At 37.3% G+C, this 15,668-nt stretch carries 19 protein-coding genes; 6 read left to right on the top strand and 13 right to left on the bottom strand.

What is annotated here, in order from left to right; all coding sequences use genetic code 11:
* Nucleotides 1–166 precede the first annotated feature (166 nt).
* Nucleotides 167–1,012 (top strand): acetyl-CoA carboxylase, carboxyltransferase subunit beta, encoded by an 846-nt coding sequence (gene accD / locus WG906_RS19245; RefSeq protein WP_339994526.1) that lies wholly within the window; start codon nucleotides 167–169, stop codon nucleotides 1,010–1,012.
* Between the two features lie 79 nt (nucleotides 1,013–1,091).
* Here accD and WG906_RS19240 read toward each other — a convergent pair whose 3' ends face one another.
* From WG906_RS19240 to glmM, 4 genes are all read right to left on the bottom strand, one after another.
* Complete coding sequence (locus WG906_RS19240) at nucleotides 1,092–1,235, bottom strand: hypothetical protein (RefSeq protein ID WP_339994525.1); 144 nt, start codon at nucleotides 1,233–1,235, stop codon at nucleotides 1,092–1,094.
* A 43-nt stretch (nucleotides 1,236–1,278) separates the two neighbouring features.
* Nucleotides 1,279–1,770 carry a hypothetical protein gene (locus WG906_RS19235; protein ID WP_339994524.1) on the bottom strand — a complete coding sequence of 164 codons (492 nt, stop codon included), beginning with the start codon at nucleotides 1,768–1,770 and terminating at the stop codon, nucleotides 1,279–1,281.
* 109 nt (nucleotides 1,771–1,879) lie between these two features.
* Nucleotides 1,880–3,004 (bottom strand): cysteine desulfurase family protein, encoded by a 1,125-nt coding sequence (locus tag WG906_RS19230; protein WP_339994523.1) that lies wholly within the window; start codon nucleotides 3,002–3,004, stop codon nucleotides 1,880–1,882.
* A 515-nt stretch (nucleotides 3,005–3,519) separates the two neighbouring features.
* Nucleotides 3,520–4,911 carry a phosphoglucosamine mutase gene (gene glmM / locus WG906_RS19225; protein WP_339994521.1) on the bottom strand — a complete coding sequence of 464 codons (1,392 nt, stop codon included), beginning with the start codon at nucleotides 4,909–4,911 and terminating at the stop codon, nucleotides 3,520–3,522.
* Nucleotides 4,912–5,109: 198 nt separating this feature from the next.
* Here glmM and WG906_RS19220 point away from each other — a divergent pair, with 198 nt between their 5' ends.
* The 3 genes from WG906_RS19220 to WG906_RS19210 all read left to right on the top strand — a co-directional run bounded on the left by WG906_RS19220 (nucleotide 5,110) and on the right by WG906_RS19210 (nucleotide 7,116).
* On the top strand, nucleotides 5,110–5,847 hold the full coding sequence (locus WG906_RS19220; RefSeq protein WP_339994520.1) for a class I SAM-dependent methyltransferase: 738 nt from the start codon (nucleotides 5,110–5,112) through the stop codon (nucleotides 5,845–5,847).
* 76 nt (nucleotides 5,848–5,923) lie between these two features.
* Nucleotides 5,924–6,421, top strand: coding sequence for a phosphatase PAP2 family protein (locus WG906_RS19215; protein WP_489737897.1), 498 nt, complete (start codon nucleotides 5,924–5,926; stop codon nucleotides 6,419–6,421).
* On the top strand, nucleotides 6,403–7,116 hold the full coding sequence (locus WG906_RS19210; protein WP_339994518.1) for a ZIP family metal transporter: 714 nt from the start codon (nucleotides 6,403–6,405) through the stop codon (nucleotides 7,114–7,116). Before WG906_RS19215 ends, WG906_RS19210 begins: the two co-directional genes overlap by 19 nt.
* Before the next feature lie 42 nt (nucleotides 7,117–7,158).
* Here the strand turns inward: WG906_RS19210 and WG906_RS19205 are convergent, their stop codons facing one another.
* The 9 genes from WG906_RS19205 to WG906_RS19165 all read right to left on the bottom strand — a co-directional run bounded on the left by WG906_RS19205 (nucleotide 7,159) and on the right by WG906_RS19165 (nucleotide 13,206).
* Nucleotides 7,159–7,605 carry a MarR family winged helix-turn-helix transcriptional regulator gene (locus WG906_RS19205; RefSeq protein ID WP_339994517.1) on the bottom strand — a complete coding sequence of 149 codons (447 nt, stop codon included), beginning with the start codon at nucleotides 7,603–7,605 and terminating at the stop codon, nucleotides 7,159–7,161.
* Between the two features lie 22 nt (nucleotides 7,606–7,627).
* Complete coding sequence (locus WG906_RS19200) at nucleotides 7,628–7,789, bottom strand: C1orf53 family protein (protein WP_339994516.1); 162 nt, start codon at nucleotides 7,787–7,789, stop codon at nucleotides 7,628–7,630.
* On the bottom strand, nucleotides 7,789–8,730 hold the full coding sequence (locus WG906_RS19195; RefSeq protein ID WP_339994514.1) for an MBL fold metallo-hydrolase: 942 nt from the start codon (nucleotides 8,728–8,730) through the stop codon (nucleotides 7,789–7,791). The genes WG906_RS19200 and WG906_RS19195 overlap by 1 nt, the downstream gene beginning before the upstream one ends.
* Nucleotides 8,727–9,326, bottom strand: coding sequence for a dephospho-CoA kinase (gene coaE / locus WG906_RS19190; RefSeq protein WP_339994513.1), 600 nt, complete (start codon nucleotides 9,324–9,326; stop codon nucleotides 8,727–8,729). The genes WG906_RS19195 and coaE overlap by 4 nt, the downstream gene beginning before the upstream one ends.
* Nucleotides 9,326–10,270: a CdaR family protein gene (locus WG906_RS19185; RefSeq protein WP_339994511.1), complete on the bottom strand. Its 945-nt coding sequence runs from the start codon at nucleotides 10,268–10,270 to the stop codon at nucleotides 9,326–9,328. The genes coaE and WG906_RS19185 overlap by 1 nt, the downstream gene beginning before the upstream one ends.
* Nucleotides 10,271–10,358: 88 nt before the next feature.
* Complete coding sequence (gene yajC, locus WG906_RS19180) at nucleotides 10,359–10,667, bottom strand: preprotein translocase subunit YajC (RefSeq protein WP_339994510.1); 309 nt, start codon at nucleotides 10,665–10,667, stop codon at nucleotides 10,359–10,361.
* A 19-nt stretch (nucleotides 10,668–10,686) separates the two neighbouring features.
* On the bottom strand, nucleotides 10,687–11,136 hold the full coding sequence (locus WG906_RS19175) for a DUF1573 domain-containing protein (protein WP_339994509.1): 450 nt from the start codon (nucleotides 11,134–11,136) through the stop codon (nucleotides 10,687–10,689).
* Between the two features lie 3 nt (nucleotides 11,137–11,139).
* Entirely contained in the window at nucleotides 11,140–12,087 is a 948-nt protein-coding gene (gene nusB, locus WG906_RS19170; RefSeq protein ID WP_339994508.1) for a transcription antitermination factor NusB, read from the bottom strand.
* Nucleotides 12,088–12,120: 33 nt separating this feature from the next.
* Nucleotides 12,121–13,206 (bottom strand): Glu/Leu/Phe/Val family dehydrogenase, encoded by a 1,086-nt coding sequence (locus tag WG906_RS19165; RefSeq protein WP_339994507.1) that lies wholly within the window; start codon nucleotides 13,204–13,206, stop codon nucleotides 12,121–12,123.
* A gap of 190 nt (nucleotides 13,207–13,396) precedes the next feature.
* Here WG906_RS19165 and WG906_RS19160 point away from each other — a divergent pair, with 190 nt between their 5' ends.
* Both WG906_RS19160 and WG906_RS19155 read left to right on the top strand, forming a co-directional pair.
* Nucleotides 13,397–15,187: an ABC transporter ATP-binding protein gene (locus WG906_RS19160; protein WP_339994506.1), complete on the top strand. Its 1,791-nt coding sequence runs from the start codon at nucleotides 13,397–13,399 to the stop codon at nucleotides 15,185–15,187.
* An 84-nt stretch (nucleotides 15,188–15,271) separates the two neighbouring features.
* Complete coding sequence (locus WG906_RS19155; RefSeq protein ID WP_339994505.1) at nucleotides 15,272–15,601, top strand: DUF3276 family protein; 330 nt, start codon at nucleotides 15,272–15,274, stop codon at nucleotides 15,599–15,601.
* Nucleotides 15,602–15,668 lie beyond the last annotated feature (67 nt).

Genomic DNA, 15,668 nt, shown 5'->3' with positions numbered 1-15,668 from the left:
AACACCTTTATAATTTTTTAAGTTCATAATTATTTAATAATAAGGCTCGAAAATAAAAAAATTATTTAAGGTTAAAGCTGATTTGAGAATAATTCACAACAACGGATAAATAAAGATTGTTGTCTTAAAAATTTCGTTTATTTGTAACCGCTTATCCAAAACATATATGGCTTGGTTCAAAAGAGAAAAAAAAGGAATAATCACTTCAACTGAAGAAAAAAAAGAAGCCCCGGATGGTATATGGAACAAGTGTCCGGAATGTAAAAAGCCATTACATTATGCAGAACAAGTAGAATATAAATATGTATGCCATTATTGCAATTATCATTTACGCATAGGTTCGAAAGAATACTTCTCTGTTTTATTTGATAATAATGAATTTACAGAGCTGTTTCCACTGCTTCGTTCGGGCGATCCATTGAATTTCAACGACAATAAAAAATATACAGACAGATTAGAGGAAAGCAATAAGAAGACCGGCCTTATAGACGCCATTCGCTCGGCACATGGTAAAATAGATGGTCAGGATTTAGTGATCGCCTGCATGGACTTTAATTTTATCGGTGGTTCTATGGGTTCTGTTGTTGGCGAAAAAATTGCACGCTCAATCGATTACTGCATCAAACACCGGATTCCATTTCTGATGATTTCGAAATCAGGAGGAGCAAGAATGATGGAAGCTGCATTTTCGTTAATGCAAATGGCGAAAACTTCCGCTAAGCTTGCTTTATTAAGCAAAGCTAAAATACCCTATATTTCTTTATTAACCGACCCAACCACCGGTGGAGTTACAGCCTCCTACGCAATGCTTGGCGACGTTAACATTGCAGAACCTGGAGCATTAATTGGTTTTGCAGGTCCTCGAGTTATTAAAGAAACGATTAAAAAAGATCTTCCTAAGGGCTTCCAAACTTCTGAGTTTGTTCTTGAACACGGATTTCTAGACTTTATAGTAGACAGAAGGCAAATGAAAGAAAAACTTTCTACCTTTCTGAATATGATGAATAATTAAGTCGATCCAAAATAAAAAAGCCCCTTAAAAAGGGGCTTGCTTTTATCTTCCTGCAGAATTATTTCCGCCTCCAAAAAATTCAGCTCTTTAGCTTAGTGTTAGAATTACTTTTTGACACTGTTTTCTTACGTCCTTTTTTTGGAGGAGAATGCTTTAACTTCTCCGATGGGATATCAGAAGGAGTTTGACCGGTATGATTATGCTTAGCTTTTTCGTCAGCCATAATAGTACTTTTTATGAACCGGATAATTCAGGTTTGTGGTCTGTCATTCTACCAATAACTCCGCTTCACGACGGGATGGAAAATCCGCCTCTGAAATCATTGAGGATCGGGCGATAGGCTCGTCGTCGAAATCATCGTCGTCATCATCATCCAAAAAATCATCGTCATCATCAAGATCAGGTGTTATAACCGGGTCTAAATCATCGTCATCAGCTAACAAATCATCATCATCCGGATCGATATCATCGTCATCATCAGGATCGATATCAGAGGAGACATCAAGAATATCATCTTCATCTTCAAATTCTTCATTATCTAAATCCAGATCCAAATCGTCATCGTCGTCCAAATCATCATCCTCCGGATCAATATTATGTACATTAATATCAACTCCAATTCCCAGTGGAGCTATTTCAATATTTTGGCTGACCTTAGTATAATCCAAAACATCTACATTCTCAGAGCCTTCTCTTGAAGGATCATTTCTTAAATAATCATCCTGAATAGTTAAGCATTCTTCGCGAAATAGTTCCATGTTCTTGTTTAGTTTAGCTAAATAATATACAAGTAGAACAGCCGGACTAACCTACTTTGTTTTACAAAAACTTAAAAAAAAAATCCACATTAAACTTAACACAAATCCCTTAGAACAAGGTTTTGAGCTTGGCTATCACAAAATCTATTTCCTGTTTGGTATTTAGTTTACTAAAAGAAAATCTCACAGCCGGGCGATTTGGATCTGAGCCAATGCCTTCCAGTACATGAGAGCCAATATTTGTTCCTGAACTGCAGGCACTTCCCCCTGACACGGAAATCCCTGAAATATCCAGATTAAAAAGTAACATGTCAGCAAGATCAGTTTCGGGAAATAGAACATTCAAAATAGTATACAAGCTTTTATCCTGAGAAAGTTCACCGTTAAACTCAATACCCGGGATGTTTGAAACTAACTCATCAATCATATAGGATTTTAATCCCTGAATATAATGATGCTGAGTCTCCATATCTTTGGAAGCTATTTCAATGGCTTTAGCCAAACCTGCTATACCATATAAATTTTCGGTTCCACCACGCATATTTCGTTCCTGAGAACCACCATAAATCAAAGGACTAATTTTAAGATTATGATTGATGTACAAAAACCCTGTACCCTTCGGTCCGTGCAATTTATGTGCTGCACAAGTTATAAAATCTACTTTAAGCTGTTGCAAGTCGATCTGATAATGCCCGATAGTTTGCACAGTATCACAATGAAAAATAGCGTTATACTTCCTACAAATTTCTCCTGCGGTTACAATATCGGTAAGGGTTCCAATTTCATTATTGGCGTGCATTAGAGAAACAAAGCTTCGGGGCTGAGTAGCGAGAATATCTTCCAGGTGATTCAGATCGACATTTCCCTTATTATCTATACGGACAAAACTCAATTCAATGATGCCGTTGCGTGCCATTGCCTCCAGGGTATGAAGTACAGCATGATGTTCAATTCTGGTTGTAACAGCATGGCCGATCTTGTGGTCGATAATTCCACACTGAATGGCCATGTTGTCTGCCTCGGTCCCGCCAGAAGTGAAAAAAATTTCTGAAGGTGAGGTATTTAAGAAGGATGCTACTGTTTTCCGGGCCTTTTCTATTATTGTACGTGCCTCCCGTCCATGAGAATGAATAGAAGAAGGATTACCAAAATGACTTCCCATCAGGCTGACCATTTCTTTCAGAACTTCCGGATCTAAAGGAGTTGTAGCAGCATTATCCAGATACACACGCATAGTTAACGATAAAATTTTTTAATTGATTGAATGATTGAATGATTGAATATCGGTTATTTTGTGGAAGCAGATTTTCTTGCTTTTGATACGACAGCTAAAATTTCTTTGGCTTCATTCAATGTTGTATTTATTTTTTGCTGTGAAACTATTTCCGCCTCAATTAAAACTTCCATCCAAAAAAACAGCATCATCTGCTTCTTCGACCACAATACTTATTTTCGAAAAAAATTCCGCTTTCGATCTACCTCTTCAAGCAGCACGATAATTGGCTCCTACAGAAGAGGCTCAGCGAAGCAATTGTTTACCAATAATTCTTGCCTCGTCCGTTTTTGGAAGATCTTGATAAGCCGGATATTGTCCACTACAAATTTTTTTGTTCGTGATTTAAAAGCTTCTATAAATCCTACTTTATCAGGTTCCATATTAAGAGATTATGTATCATTGATTTCATTCACTCATTCTTTCCTTCTCCCATTCATTCACTCATTCTTTCATTCCTTCCTTCTCACGCCTTACTATCCTTTTAAGCGCAAAATGTCTTTAATATCAGCAATAATCTTATTTGCCAGATTAGCTGCGCCAGTTTCAGAATCACCTTCAGAATAAATTCGAATGATGGGCTCTGTATTTGATCTGCGCAAATGCACCCATTGCTTATCGAATTCAATTTTCAAACCGTCAATTGTTGAGTAAGGTTGGTTTTCATATTTTTTTTCTACCTTTTTAAGCAGGGCATCAATATCCATCTCGGGAGTAAGTGTTATTTTATTTTTAGAAATGAAATAACCCGGATAAGTTTTCCTGAGCATCGAAATAGTTTTCCCGAATTTCGCCAGGTGTGTTAAAAACAAAGCAATACCAACAAGGGCATCACGACCGTAATGAGACTCCGGATAAATAATCCCGCCGTTACCTTCGCCGCCAATAACAGCTTGGGTCTCTTTCATCTTATTCACAACATTCACCTCTCCTACCGCAGCAGCATTGTATTCATTACCCGACGCCTCGGTTACATCGCGTAAAGCACGGGTTGATGAAAGATTTGAAACGGTATTGCCGGGAGTATTTTGTAAAACATAATCAGCAACAGCCACAAGTGTGTACTCTTCACCAAACATGCTTCCATCTTCACAAACAAAACATAAGCGGTCAACGTCGGGATCTACGGCAATGCCCAGGTCTGCGTTCTTAGTAACTACTTCCTGAGAAAGGGCGATTAAATTTTCCGGAAGAGGTTCCGGATTATGCGGAAAATGGCCATCAGGAGTACAATATAATTCATGCACTCTTTCAACACCTAAAGCTTTTAATAATACCGGCACAAATATTCCGCCGCTCGAATTAACACAATCGATAGCTATTTTGAACTTAGCCTTTCGAATCGCCTCTACATCTACCAGAGGAAGAGCCAGTATTTTTGCAATATGTTTTTGCAAATAACTATCATCTACGGTTATTTTCCCTAACTGATTTACGTCAGCAAAAGTCATCTCCAGATCTTCGGCAATTTCTAAAACCTCTTTTCCGTCAGCTTCGCTAATAAACTCGCCCTTTTCGTTGAGCAATTTTAATGCGTTCCATTGTTTGGGATTGTGACTGGCTGTTATTATTATTCCGCCACCCGCATTTTCATCAGGTACCGCTATTTCTACCGTTGGAGTGGTAGAAAGTCCCAAGTCTACTACGTCTACACCGATGCTTTGTAATGTTCCTGCAATAAGGTTTCGAACCATTTCACCAGAAATACGTGCATCGCGACCTATCACCAGCTTATTTTTACCGCTTCTTTTCATCGTCCATTTTCCGAACGCTGCTGTAAACTTTAATATATCAACAGGGGTTAATCCGTTGCCGGGAGTACCACCAATAATTCCCCTTATTCCTGAAATTGATTTTATGAGAGTCACCTTTGTATGTTTTGGTCAAAAATAACAATATAAAGAGGAAAGCCAATGGTAAAGGTTGACCAGAACAAATTAAGCCCGGGATTTACTTGCACAATCTCCCCTTTTTTCATAATAGGACGAGATTATTAATTATATTGATATTTCTGTGAAATTTCAGGGCCAAAATTTTACGTAAGTTTGCACGCTTAAGTTTTTTATATGCCAGGTAAATGGTACCAGAATTGGTTTAACTCTCCTTATTATCATATTTTATATCACCAGCGCAATGATGAAGAGGCCGAAATTTTCATAAACAACCTCTGTCTTCATCTTCAGCCAAATAAAGAAGCCAGAATGCTCGATATTGCCTGTGGCAAGGGAAGACATTCTATATATCTTAATAAAAAAGGATTTGATGTAACCGGAATAGATCTTTCTTATTCAAGCATTAAATATGCCAAGCAATTTGAAAATGAAAGGCTGCAGTTTTTTCAGCACGATATGAGAAATCTTCTTTTTATTAATTATTTTGATTTTGCCTTTAACCTGTTTACAAGTTTCGGGTATTTTGCAAGTGAGAGAGATAATATAAATGCCTTAAAATCTTTCAGAAAATCGTTAAAAAAAGACGGTATACTTGTTCTGGATTATTTTAACAGCCATAAAATCCTCAATAGTCTCACTGAAAAGGAAGTCAAAACTATTGAAGGGATAAATTTTAATATTAGTAAAAAAGTAAAAACAGGCAGAATTATTAAGTCCATTGAATTTGAGCATAAAGACAAAAAGCAGAACTTTCAGGAAGATGTTCAGGCCTTTTCGCTATCAGATTTTAAAAGATTATTTCAACTTAGCGGGTTCAAAATAAATGAATACTTCGGAAGCTACTCGCTTGAGCCCTTTGATGAATTGAATTCAGATCGTTTAATTTTTATCTGCAGCAAAGCTGATGTTTGAGAATTTAATACATTTTGACCAACAACTCTTTTTTTTTGTTAACAAAGGTTTATCGAATCCTTTTTTTGATTGGATAATGCCATTCTTGCGAAATCGCTATTTCTGGTCACCTCTTTACCTGTTTATAATAGTATTCTTAGCCCGAAATTATGGAAAAAGGGGCTGGATATGCCTCCTGTTTATTGTGATCACCTTTGCGTTGAGCGATTACTTTTCTGCTTCGGTTGTAAAACCAACCTTTGAGCGATTGAGGCCCTGCAATGATCTTTCAATTAAAGAAGAAATAAACTCGCTTGTTGCATGTGGCACCGGTTTTAGTTTTCCCTCCACTCATGCTACCAATCATTTCGGAATCGCCATGTTTCTGGCAGCAACCTTCTATTCGAGATGGAAATGGATTGTGCCTATTGCGTTTTTATGGGCCTTCAGCGTGGCATTTGCACAGGTTTATGTTGGAGTACATTTTCCTATTGACGTGCTTACAGGAGCTTTATTAGGCTGCATGATAGGCTACATAACCAGTTCTGTTTTTTTAACCTTAAAAATCAATAAAGAGTGGAAATCTGGAAACTGATTTTATTATTTACAAGCTGCTTTCTGGGTGGGATGGCAATCTTTCTATTTAAAAAAGATAATACGCAACGACTAAAGCTTATTCTTTCATTTAGCGGGGCTTACCTATTCGCCATTACAATTCTTCATCTTATACCTGAAGTTTATCATGAAGGCGATCATAGCATAGGTTTATTTGTCTTAGGAGGCTTCCTTTTCCAGATATTATTGGAACAATTCTCGGAAGGAATTGAACACGGCCATATTCATAAACATAGCCACGACCATTACGTTTTCCCTTACGGAATAATGTTTAGCTTATGCCTGCACGCTTTTCTGGAAGGCATGCCGCTTGCACAAGGCCACCAGAACCAACTGTTGTTTGGAATCGGACTCCATCATATCCCCGCTTCATTTGCATTGGCGAGTGTATTAATGCAAAATAAGATTTCAAAGAGGCCTATCATTTCCCTGCTTATCCTATTTTCGATGATGTCTCCTCTTGGTTATTTATTCAGTGAGGGATTAAGCAATGGTTCTATCGGTAATCTTGACAGTTATTTCGATAGAATTATGGGTATTGTGATTGGAATTTTCCTGCATATTTCTACTACAATTCTATTTGAATCGAGTGTTGATCACCATTTCAATTTACGTAAACTTGTTGCTGTTTTGGCAGGGATAGCTATAGCGTTAGTGAATTTCTTAATTCATTAGGCAGGTAAACTAAACAGGCTTGTGCAGGATTGAGTGGTTAACTTAGCCTCTAAGTTTATCTAATAAAAAATTTAATTGCTTTGCTTCTTCCTCGCTAAGGTTAGATTTTAGTATATCTATCGGAGTAATTACCAGATCGAGTTTTTTAAGTATCTCAAGGCCTTTTTCATTTATGACGATATCTACCGCCCTCCGGTCTTTTTGATTGACACAACGGGTTACGAGCCCTTTCTGTACTAAACGCTCGACAATCCGGGAGGCATCAGACATCTTATCAAGCATACGCTCTTTTAAAAGATTGATAGTTGCCGGACCTGGATATTGCCCCCTAAGTATTCTTAAAATATTAAACTGCTGAAGTGTAATTTGATATTTGCTCAAGCGCTTTTTTAATATATCGCTTATCCAGCCATAAGTATAAATGGTGTTGACAACTACTTTCTGATAGTCGTTTTCAAATTTGGTCCGAATCTCCTTTTCCAATTCCATTTTAGATGTTAAACTTATAATCTCATTTTCTCTGTTTTGTTTGTTCTGTTTTTTCGCCCGATTTATTCCAGGGACAATGCCTGCAACCATTTTTACAGCAAAATCCCCGTTTTAAATGATATTCTTTTGTGAACACGATAAACCCGCCCTCTATAAAATAATAGTCATGACCTTCCTTTGGCATCAGTTTAATATCTTAATGCGTAATTTTCCCTCGAAATAACTTTTCAAATGCGAACCATCGCCGTGTAGCGTCCAAACCTGCTTCGGCTCCACATTTTCTATCGTAAGAAGAATATCGTTCCAGTCTGCATGATCTGAAATGTATAACTCCAGATCATTCTGCCGATGCAATTTTTTCCATCCGGATGCGAAAACCCTCAATACATTTTTTGCCCTGAAATAACTGTCAAAAGTAAGTGGAGGTACAATATACACAAAACCCTGGTCAGGAGCCTTCATAAGCTTTCGATTGTAGGGTTCGTACTTTCCCGGATGAAAGGCGAAGTCTTCATAAATTTTGGAAATTGACAGCATGGAATGATGCAACAAGACTTTACGCTGCGGGCAGTATTTATTGATGAGGCTTACCAGTCTCTGACTTTTACCTAAAGAATAGGCACCCATTAAAATATTATGATTGGTGAGATTTAACTTTCTGATCTCGGTTTCCACATCTGGATGGATAACCTGGGGATCAGCAAAAGTTGTTTCTGTAATCAGTACATCGGCTTTTACAAATTGCATAGGCTCACAGGTTTCATCATCCTGAAGCTTAAAATCACCTGTATACAAATACTTTACTCCTTTATATTCCATTAATATTAAGGCAGAACCCAATATATGACCGGCCGGGTAAAATGTAAGGCTTACATCTTTTATATTAAAAGACTCGCCGTATTTAAAAATCAGGAATTCCTTTCCTGCATTTTTCTTTAAGCGAAGCTGCATAATAGCAGCAGTTCCCGGAGTACAAAAAACCTTAGTGCTCCCCCCTGCGGCATGATCGCCATGAGCATGAGAAACTACGGCCTGCTCAACGGCTTGTTGCGGGTCAATATAGAAATCGCCGTAATGGCAAAACAACCCTTTTTCATCAAAGGTTAAAAAATCATCAAGTATCATTTAACCTTTACAGCAAGTTTTAAAAAAATTTCATGGAGTTTAAGCACCTGAGAAATCAGCATTTGCTTTTCATCATTATATAGTATAAAGTCAGATTTCTTTTCCTTCTCTTCGTCGCTTAATTGTTTATTCATTCTCTTTAACACATCACTTTCAGATATTGAATCCCGCTCAATAATCCTTTTAACTTTCAAATCCTTCGGCGATTTCACGAGTATAACATAATCGCAATCTTTATATGAACCACTTTCAAAAAGCAGGGCAGCTTCTTTTAATACATAAGATGCATGTTGTTGTTTCACCCAGACATCAAAAGCTCTGAACACAGCCGGATGGACCAATGAATTGAGTTGTTTTAGCTTTTGTTCATCATTAAACACCAATCCTCCCAGCTTTCTTCTATCTAGCAATCCTTCCTTAGAATATACGTCCTGCCCAAACTCCGCTTTTAAGTCATCAACCAGACGCGTGTCCGTTTGCATAATGGTTTTAGCTTGCTGGTCTGCATAAAAAACCGGGATATTCTGCAGTTGAAAAAGCTTACAGACAGTGGTTTTCCCGCTTCCAATACCTCCTGTTATTCCGATTTTCAGCATTATTCTTTAACAAAGAAATCTACGATTTGAGGTTCGGTTTTTACCAGCTTGCAATAAGCTGGAAATTGAGTGATCTGCAGTGGCAACTGGCGGTATTTATTTTTCATCCACTTGTCTAAATCAACGCTTACCTGAAACGATTCTCTATCAATTTTAGGATAATTACTTAAAGCTGTCAAAAGTGTTACTTTCACTTTTTCAGGAACGATCTTCACATCCCTACCGGGGTTGTTTACAACTTCAATAGGTATTTCCAAAATTTTTTCAGTAAACTCATCCACCGGAACAATAACTTTCACAAACTTTGGGAATACGTCTACATTATTTTTGACCCCTTTCTGAAAGCTTACCTTTGTGTTTATTGAGCTGTTGATTTCACTAATCGAAAGACTATCTGTCTTCCATGAATTAATTTTTTCCAAATCTTCGGCAGCGCCCGTAATAATTACAGTTTCAGGATCAAGCCTTATCGGACCAGATATCCCAAAAGCTTTTTGAAAAGATAACTTGTACAGTAGTTTTACCGGAACACTTTTGGTTATCCTCTTGGTAAAATCAAAAAATAAGGTATCCGGGAAAACGGAAACTACTTTTTGATTGGATTCAAACTGAAGATTGATATCACGCAACTGACTTGAAACAGTTACAAAATTTCCTGTATTTAGCCCTTTTAAACTTACATCTACAATTTTACTGTTCAGCTTAAATCTGGAAAAAAGCAATTGCCAGCCTGTTCCCTGAATCTTTAAAGTAATGGTATCATCCTGCAAAGGGTGATAGGCTTTATTTAAAGGCGGATTTGTAAAATTTATCTTAGAATTTATTTTATACTCATAATTGTTCGACAATGCAAAGAACAGCCAGGCAAAAACAGCAAGAAGCAAACAGCTTAAAAAAACTGATATTCTTCTCCTTTCTATCCTGTTAAGCGAAACTATAGGCATTTGTCTAAATTGTAATTAAATTACGATATCTCCAACAATAAAAATGCCCCGGCAAATGACGGGGCATTTTTAAACATGTAATTTTTAACTAAGCTTTGCTTGCAACAGGTTTAGACGAATCTAATGAAATAGCTGATTTATCAAAACGGATTTTAGAACCACCCTCTACTTCAAGAACAATTGTAGAATCATTCATATCTGCAATCCTGCCGTGGATACCGGCTGTAGTAACAACTTTATCGCCCTTTTTAAGCTCTTCAACAAATTTCTTCTGGTCTTTTGCCTTCTTCATTTGCGGCCTGATCATAAAGAAGTAAAACACAATGACAATTAAAATCATTGGAATAAAACTTACTATACTTGAACTATCCATTTGTAATAAAATATTTGCTATCATTTATTTACTATTTAATTATTTATTTTTTTAAATCTTCAGCGCCTTTAACTTCTCCGGTCAAATAAAGCTCTGTAGTGGAAGGATTGGCATTTGTAGTAAGGGTAACAACTTTATGTTGCATCCCTGTTTTGCCTGCACTATTAAAGACAACTTTTATCACTCCTGTTTCCCCCGGAGCTATTGGTTCTTTGGGATATTCAGGAACAGTACATCCACACGTGGCAGTTGCATTTGATATTATTAAAGGGGATTTACCATTATTGGTAAATTTAAACTCATGAGTTGCCTTATCGCCTTCATTAATCTTACCAAAATCGTAACTATTTTTCTCAAAGTTAATAGATGCACCATTTTCAGAACTATCTGCTGAAACTGATGCGCTGTCTGTCTGGCTTTCTGTTGCTGCCTGATTGCTGCAAGAAACTGCGAAAGCTGAAACAATTAATATTGTTAACAATGTTTTCTTCATTATTTATTCAATTAATCCTCTGCCGGATTTCCGGATTTTACCTGATGATTTTAATTCTGCTAAAATTTTGTCTAAAATACCATTTATAAACAAATTACTTTTAGGGGTGCTGAATTCTTTTGCAATCTCAATGTATTCATTCATCGACACTTTTATTGGAATTCCGGAAAAATGAATCAGCTCTGTAAGGGCTAATTTCATTAAAAGGATATCAATAATTGCAATCCGGTCGGCTTCCCAGTTCTTCGTTTTATCAGAAATTAACTTTTGATACTCCTCGTCGAAAGCTATAGTCTTTTGAAATAAGTTTACAATAAAATCTCTGTCTTCAACCCACACCGGACTAATTTGCGCCAGCTTATTCTCCATCCCGTTTTCACTCTGAAAATTGCTCAGGGTTTTAGCCACCATGGCTTCTAAAACGGGGCGGTCTACCTGCCAGTTGATGAATTTTTCTTCAAAAGACTGTTCGACAGAAGGAATTACAAGTATTATTTTTTTGAAAATGTATTTAATGATATCTTTCTCAGCCCTCATTGAAACATCTTCGGAAGCCAGATAAGCTTCATATTGCGCTGAAGCTTTTAATTCTGTAAAAATGGATTTTACAATTTCGGGGTCAAAGCTCCAGGAAGCATTATACTTCTTTAAGTCGTTTTTAAAGGCGGCATTTTCTCTTAAAGCGATAATGAACTTATTGGTATTCAGTTTCAGATTGGTATTTAAATCTGTTTCGGAAGGTAAATATTTATTTGCTCGTTCATCAGCGTCACGCAAAACGTAATCAGACACTTCAGTTAACAGGGAAAGCAACCAGATATACATCTCATATACATCGTCTACACTATCAAGGAGTTTTTTCTCAAATGATTTCACCACTTTATTCTCGGATAAATGGTATGCGTACAAAGTTTGTAACACCTTTACCCTAAGCTGCCTTCTATTTAACATGTTATAAGAACGATTTTTATAGTAATAAACTAATTAATAGGATCCTTTAATTTTTTTTATATCTGAGATCCGCTTTTCAGCGATTTTATCTGCTGCTTTATTTGTAGGAATATTTTCCGATTTTGATTTTTTCAACACACCCCGTGTTACTTCGTATATGTTCTCTGCCAGCTGTAAAGTTCTTTTTTTGCTGTATCCGGATAATTCAGAGTATGAACTTATCATTCCGCCGGCATTAATTAAATAGTCAGGAGCATAAATAATGCCTTTATCCAGGAGCATTTGTCCATGCAGATTTTCATCCGCTAACTGATTATTTGCAGAACCTGCAATAATACCACATTTCATCTTAGCTATGGTAGCAGAATTAATTATTCCGCCCAGTGCACAAGGAGAATATACATCAAATTCCAGATCCAGAATATTATTATTCGAAATGCCCTCGGCGCCAAATTTCTTTGCTATTTGCCCAACGCGTTCTTCATTAATATCGCTCACATACACCTTGGCATTCTCTTCACGCAGCAGATGAACAAGATTTTCGCCAACATGGCCAATCCCCTGTACCGCTACCGATCTTCCGGCTATGCTATCATTTCCGTAAAGTTCCTTTAAACATGCTTTTATCCCCATAAAAACGCCCTTTGCTGTTAAAGGCGAGGCATTTGCACCGCTAAAAGACTCGCTTCCCCCAATCACATGTTCGGTCTCCATACGGATATATTCCATATCCCGGCTATTTGTACCCAAATCCTCAGCGGTAATAAAACTCCCGTTCATGTTGCGTATGAACTGTCCCATTTTGCGCATTAAAGCTTCGGATTTATCGGTCCTGTTGTTACCTATAATCAGGGCTTTACCTCCTCCGAGATTTAATCCGCTTATAGCCGCTTTATATGTCATCGCTCTTGAAAGACGTAAAACATCCCTCAGCGCTTCACCTTCAGTTTTATATTCCCACATCCGGGTACCACCAAAAGCCGGACCGAGTGTGGTATCATGAACAGCTATAATTGCTTTTAAGCCGGTATCTTCATCGTTGCAGAATACAACTTGCTGGTGTTTACATTTACTAACCTCGTAAAATAATGAACCTTCCTTGAAAGTTTTTGATACCATGTTTTAGGTGCGAATCTTCCTGCAAAACTAGTAAAATTTCCCTATAATATTCTTAACCTATTACAGGATTGCTACTTTTGCAAATAACATTACGAGCAGGATTTAATTTTTATCATTTGACACAGCGATTTGAGTATCTACAATACTCTTATGGCTGATCACATCTTTAGACATATACCGGGGATACAGCATGAAAGATCTGGCCTATTTGAATAAGTTTTTTTATAAATACCGCTGGCGCCTCATTCCTGGAGTTATTTTCGTTATCATTTCTAATATTTTCGGTGTTCTCCCGGCAAAAGTAATCCGTATAGCCTTCGATCTGGTAACCGAGAACATAAGTACCTACAGGCTCTTTAATGGTTTTGAAAGACAAGAACTGGTATACCAGATCTTTGGATATAGTCTGCTTCTTTTTGGCACAACAGTATTAATACTTGCCTTACTTAGGGGTATCTTTTTATTTTTTATGCGGCAAACTATTATTCTGATGTCGCGGCATATTGAATATGACTTAAAAAACGAAATCTACCAGCATTACCAAAACCTTTCAATGAGTTTCTTCCGCAGAAATAATACCGGCGATTTAATGAACCGGGTCACGGAGGATGTCAGCCGGGTTAGAATGTATGTTGGCCCTGCAATTATGTATACCATAAACACAATTGTATTGTTCCTGCTGGTAATTATTGCCATGATCAGTGTCAATCTTAAACTTGCCATTTACAGCTTGCTTCCTCTGCCAATATTAGCTTTCACTATCTATTATGTTCACAACATCATTAATTACAGGAGTGAAAAAATACAGGAGCGCCTCTCCAGGTTATCGGGTTTTGTTCAGGAAACCTTTTCTGGCATTAGAGTAATTAAGGCCTATGTAAGGGAGAAAGATATCAATGAGAGGTTTGCTGCAGAAAGTAATGCTTACAAAAAAGATTCATTGGCATTGGTACAGGTGCAGGCAACATTTTATCCGATCATGCTCTTACTGGTTGGCTTAAGTACTATTGTAACTGTATATATTGGTGGTATAGAGGTGATGAACGGAACCATCACATCCGGAAATATCGCAGAATTTATAGTGTATGTTAACCAGCTGACCTTCCCGGTCACATCCCTGGGATGGGTGACATCCTTAATTCAACGCGCCGCGGCATCGCAAAAACGCATCAATGAATTTCTGCATACGGAGCCTGAAATTACTTCCTTTAATACCGATAAGTTTAAGCTGGAAGGACACATAGAATTTGACGATGTCAGTTTTACATATCCAGATACAGGTATTACAGCCCTTAAGAATATTTCATTTAAAGTGAAGCCAGGCGAATTTGTTGCAATCATCGGCCGCACCGGATCGGGGAAATCTACCCTTGCAAATTTACTCATGCGCATGTATGACCCCAGTTCAGGCAGAATTCTTATTGATAACAAATCTCTAAAAAGCATCAACCTGAATGATTACAGGAGTCAGACCGGTTTTGTGCCCCAGGAAGTTTTTTTATTCTCTGATACGATTGCCAATAATATTGCATTCGGCCAATCCACGACCGAAATCCTTAAAGTTGAACAGGCGGCTAAAGACGCAGCTGTTTATCATAATATTACTGAGTTTGAAAATGGTTTCGAAACGATGATTGGCGAACGGGGAATCACTCTATCTGGTGGCCAGAAACAACGAGTATCTATTGCAAGGGCCCTTATCAAGTCTCCTCAATTATTGATTTTTGATGATTGCCTGTCGGCTATTGACACAAAAACAGAAGAAGAAATCCTTAACAACCTGGGAAAAAACATGACAGGAAAAACGAGTATTATTATTGCGCACAGGGTTTCAACCATTAAAAACGCTGATAAAATACTGGTTATCGAAGATGGAAAAATCATCGAGCAGGGTAATCATGAAATGCTTATCGAAGCAAATGGTGTTTACAGGGATCTTTACGAAAAACAATTACTCGAAGAACAGGAATTCCCTGTCTGACACCCCCATTGTCCAATAATTTTGTATTTTGAAGTTTAAATATTAATAGTTTATATTTACCGGACTAAACTTTAAAAACGAAAAATGGGAGATTTTGACAATAAAGAGAGAGAAGAGGTTTTTTCTAAAAAAGTTCGTGCCGGAAAGCGCACTTACTTTTTCGACGTAAAAGCAACACGGTCTAACGATTACTACATCACAGTAACAGAAAGCAAAAAGCGTTTGGAAGATGGCGTTTTCGTTAAACACAAAATTTTCCTGTACAAAGAAGACTTTGAAAAATTTTCTGAAGGATTAAGAGATACAGTTGAATATATTAAAGCTAATCAGGAAGTAATCGAGAAAAGATACGAGTATAGCGAAAATACAGCTGAAGCTACTAAAGCTACTGACGATTTCTCTTTCGAAATATAATATCCCTAAAAAAAGATATTGAACCATTCCGCTAATACGGAATGGTTTTTTTTGTATAAAAAATCCA

The sequence above is a fragment of the Pedobacter superstes genome (assembly GCF_037622515.1).
Taxonomy (GTDB): Bacteria; Bacteroidota; Bacteroidia; order Sphingobacteriales; family Sphingobacteriaceae; genus Paradesertivirga; species Paradesertivirga superstes.
Note: the sequence above shows the minus strand (reverse complement) of the source record. Positions and strands in the feature narration are given on the sequence as shown.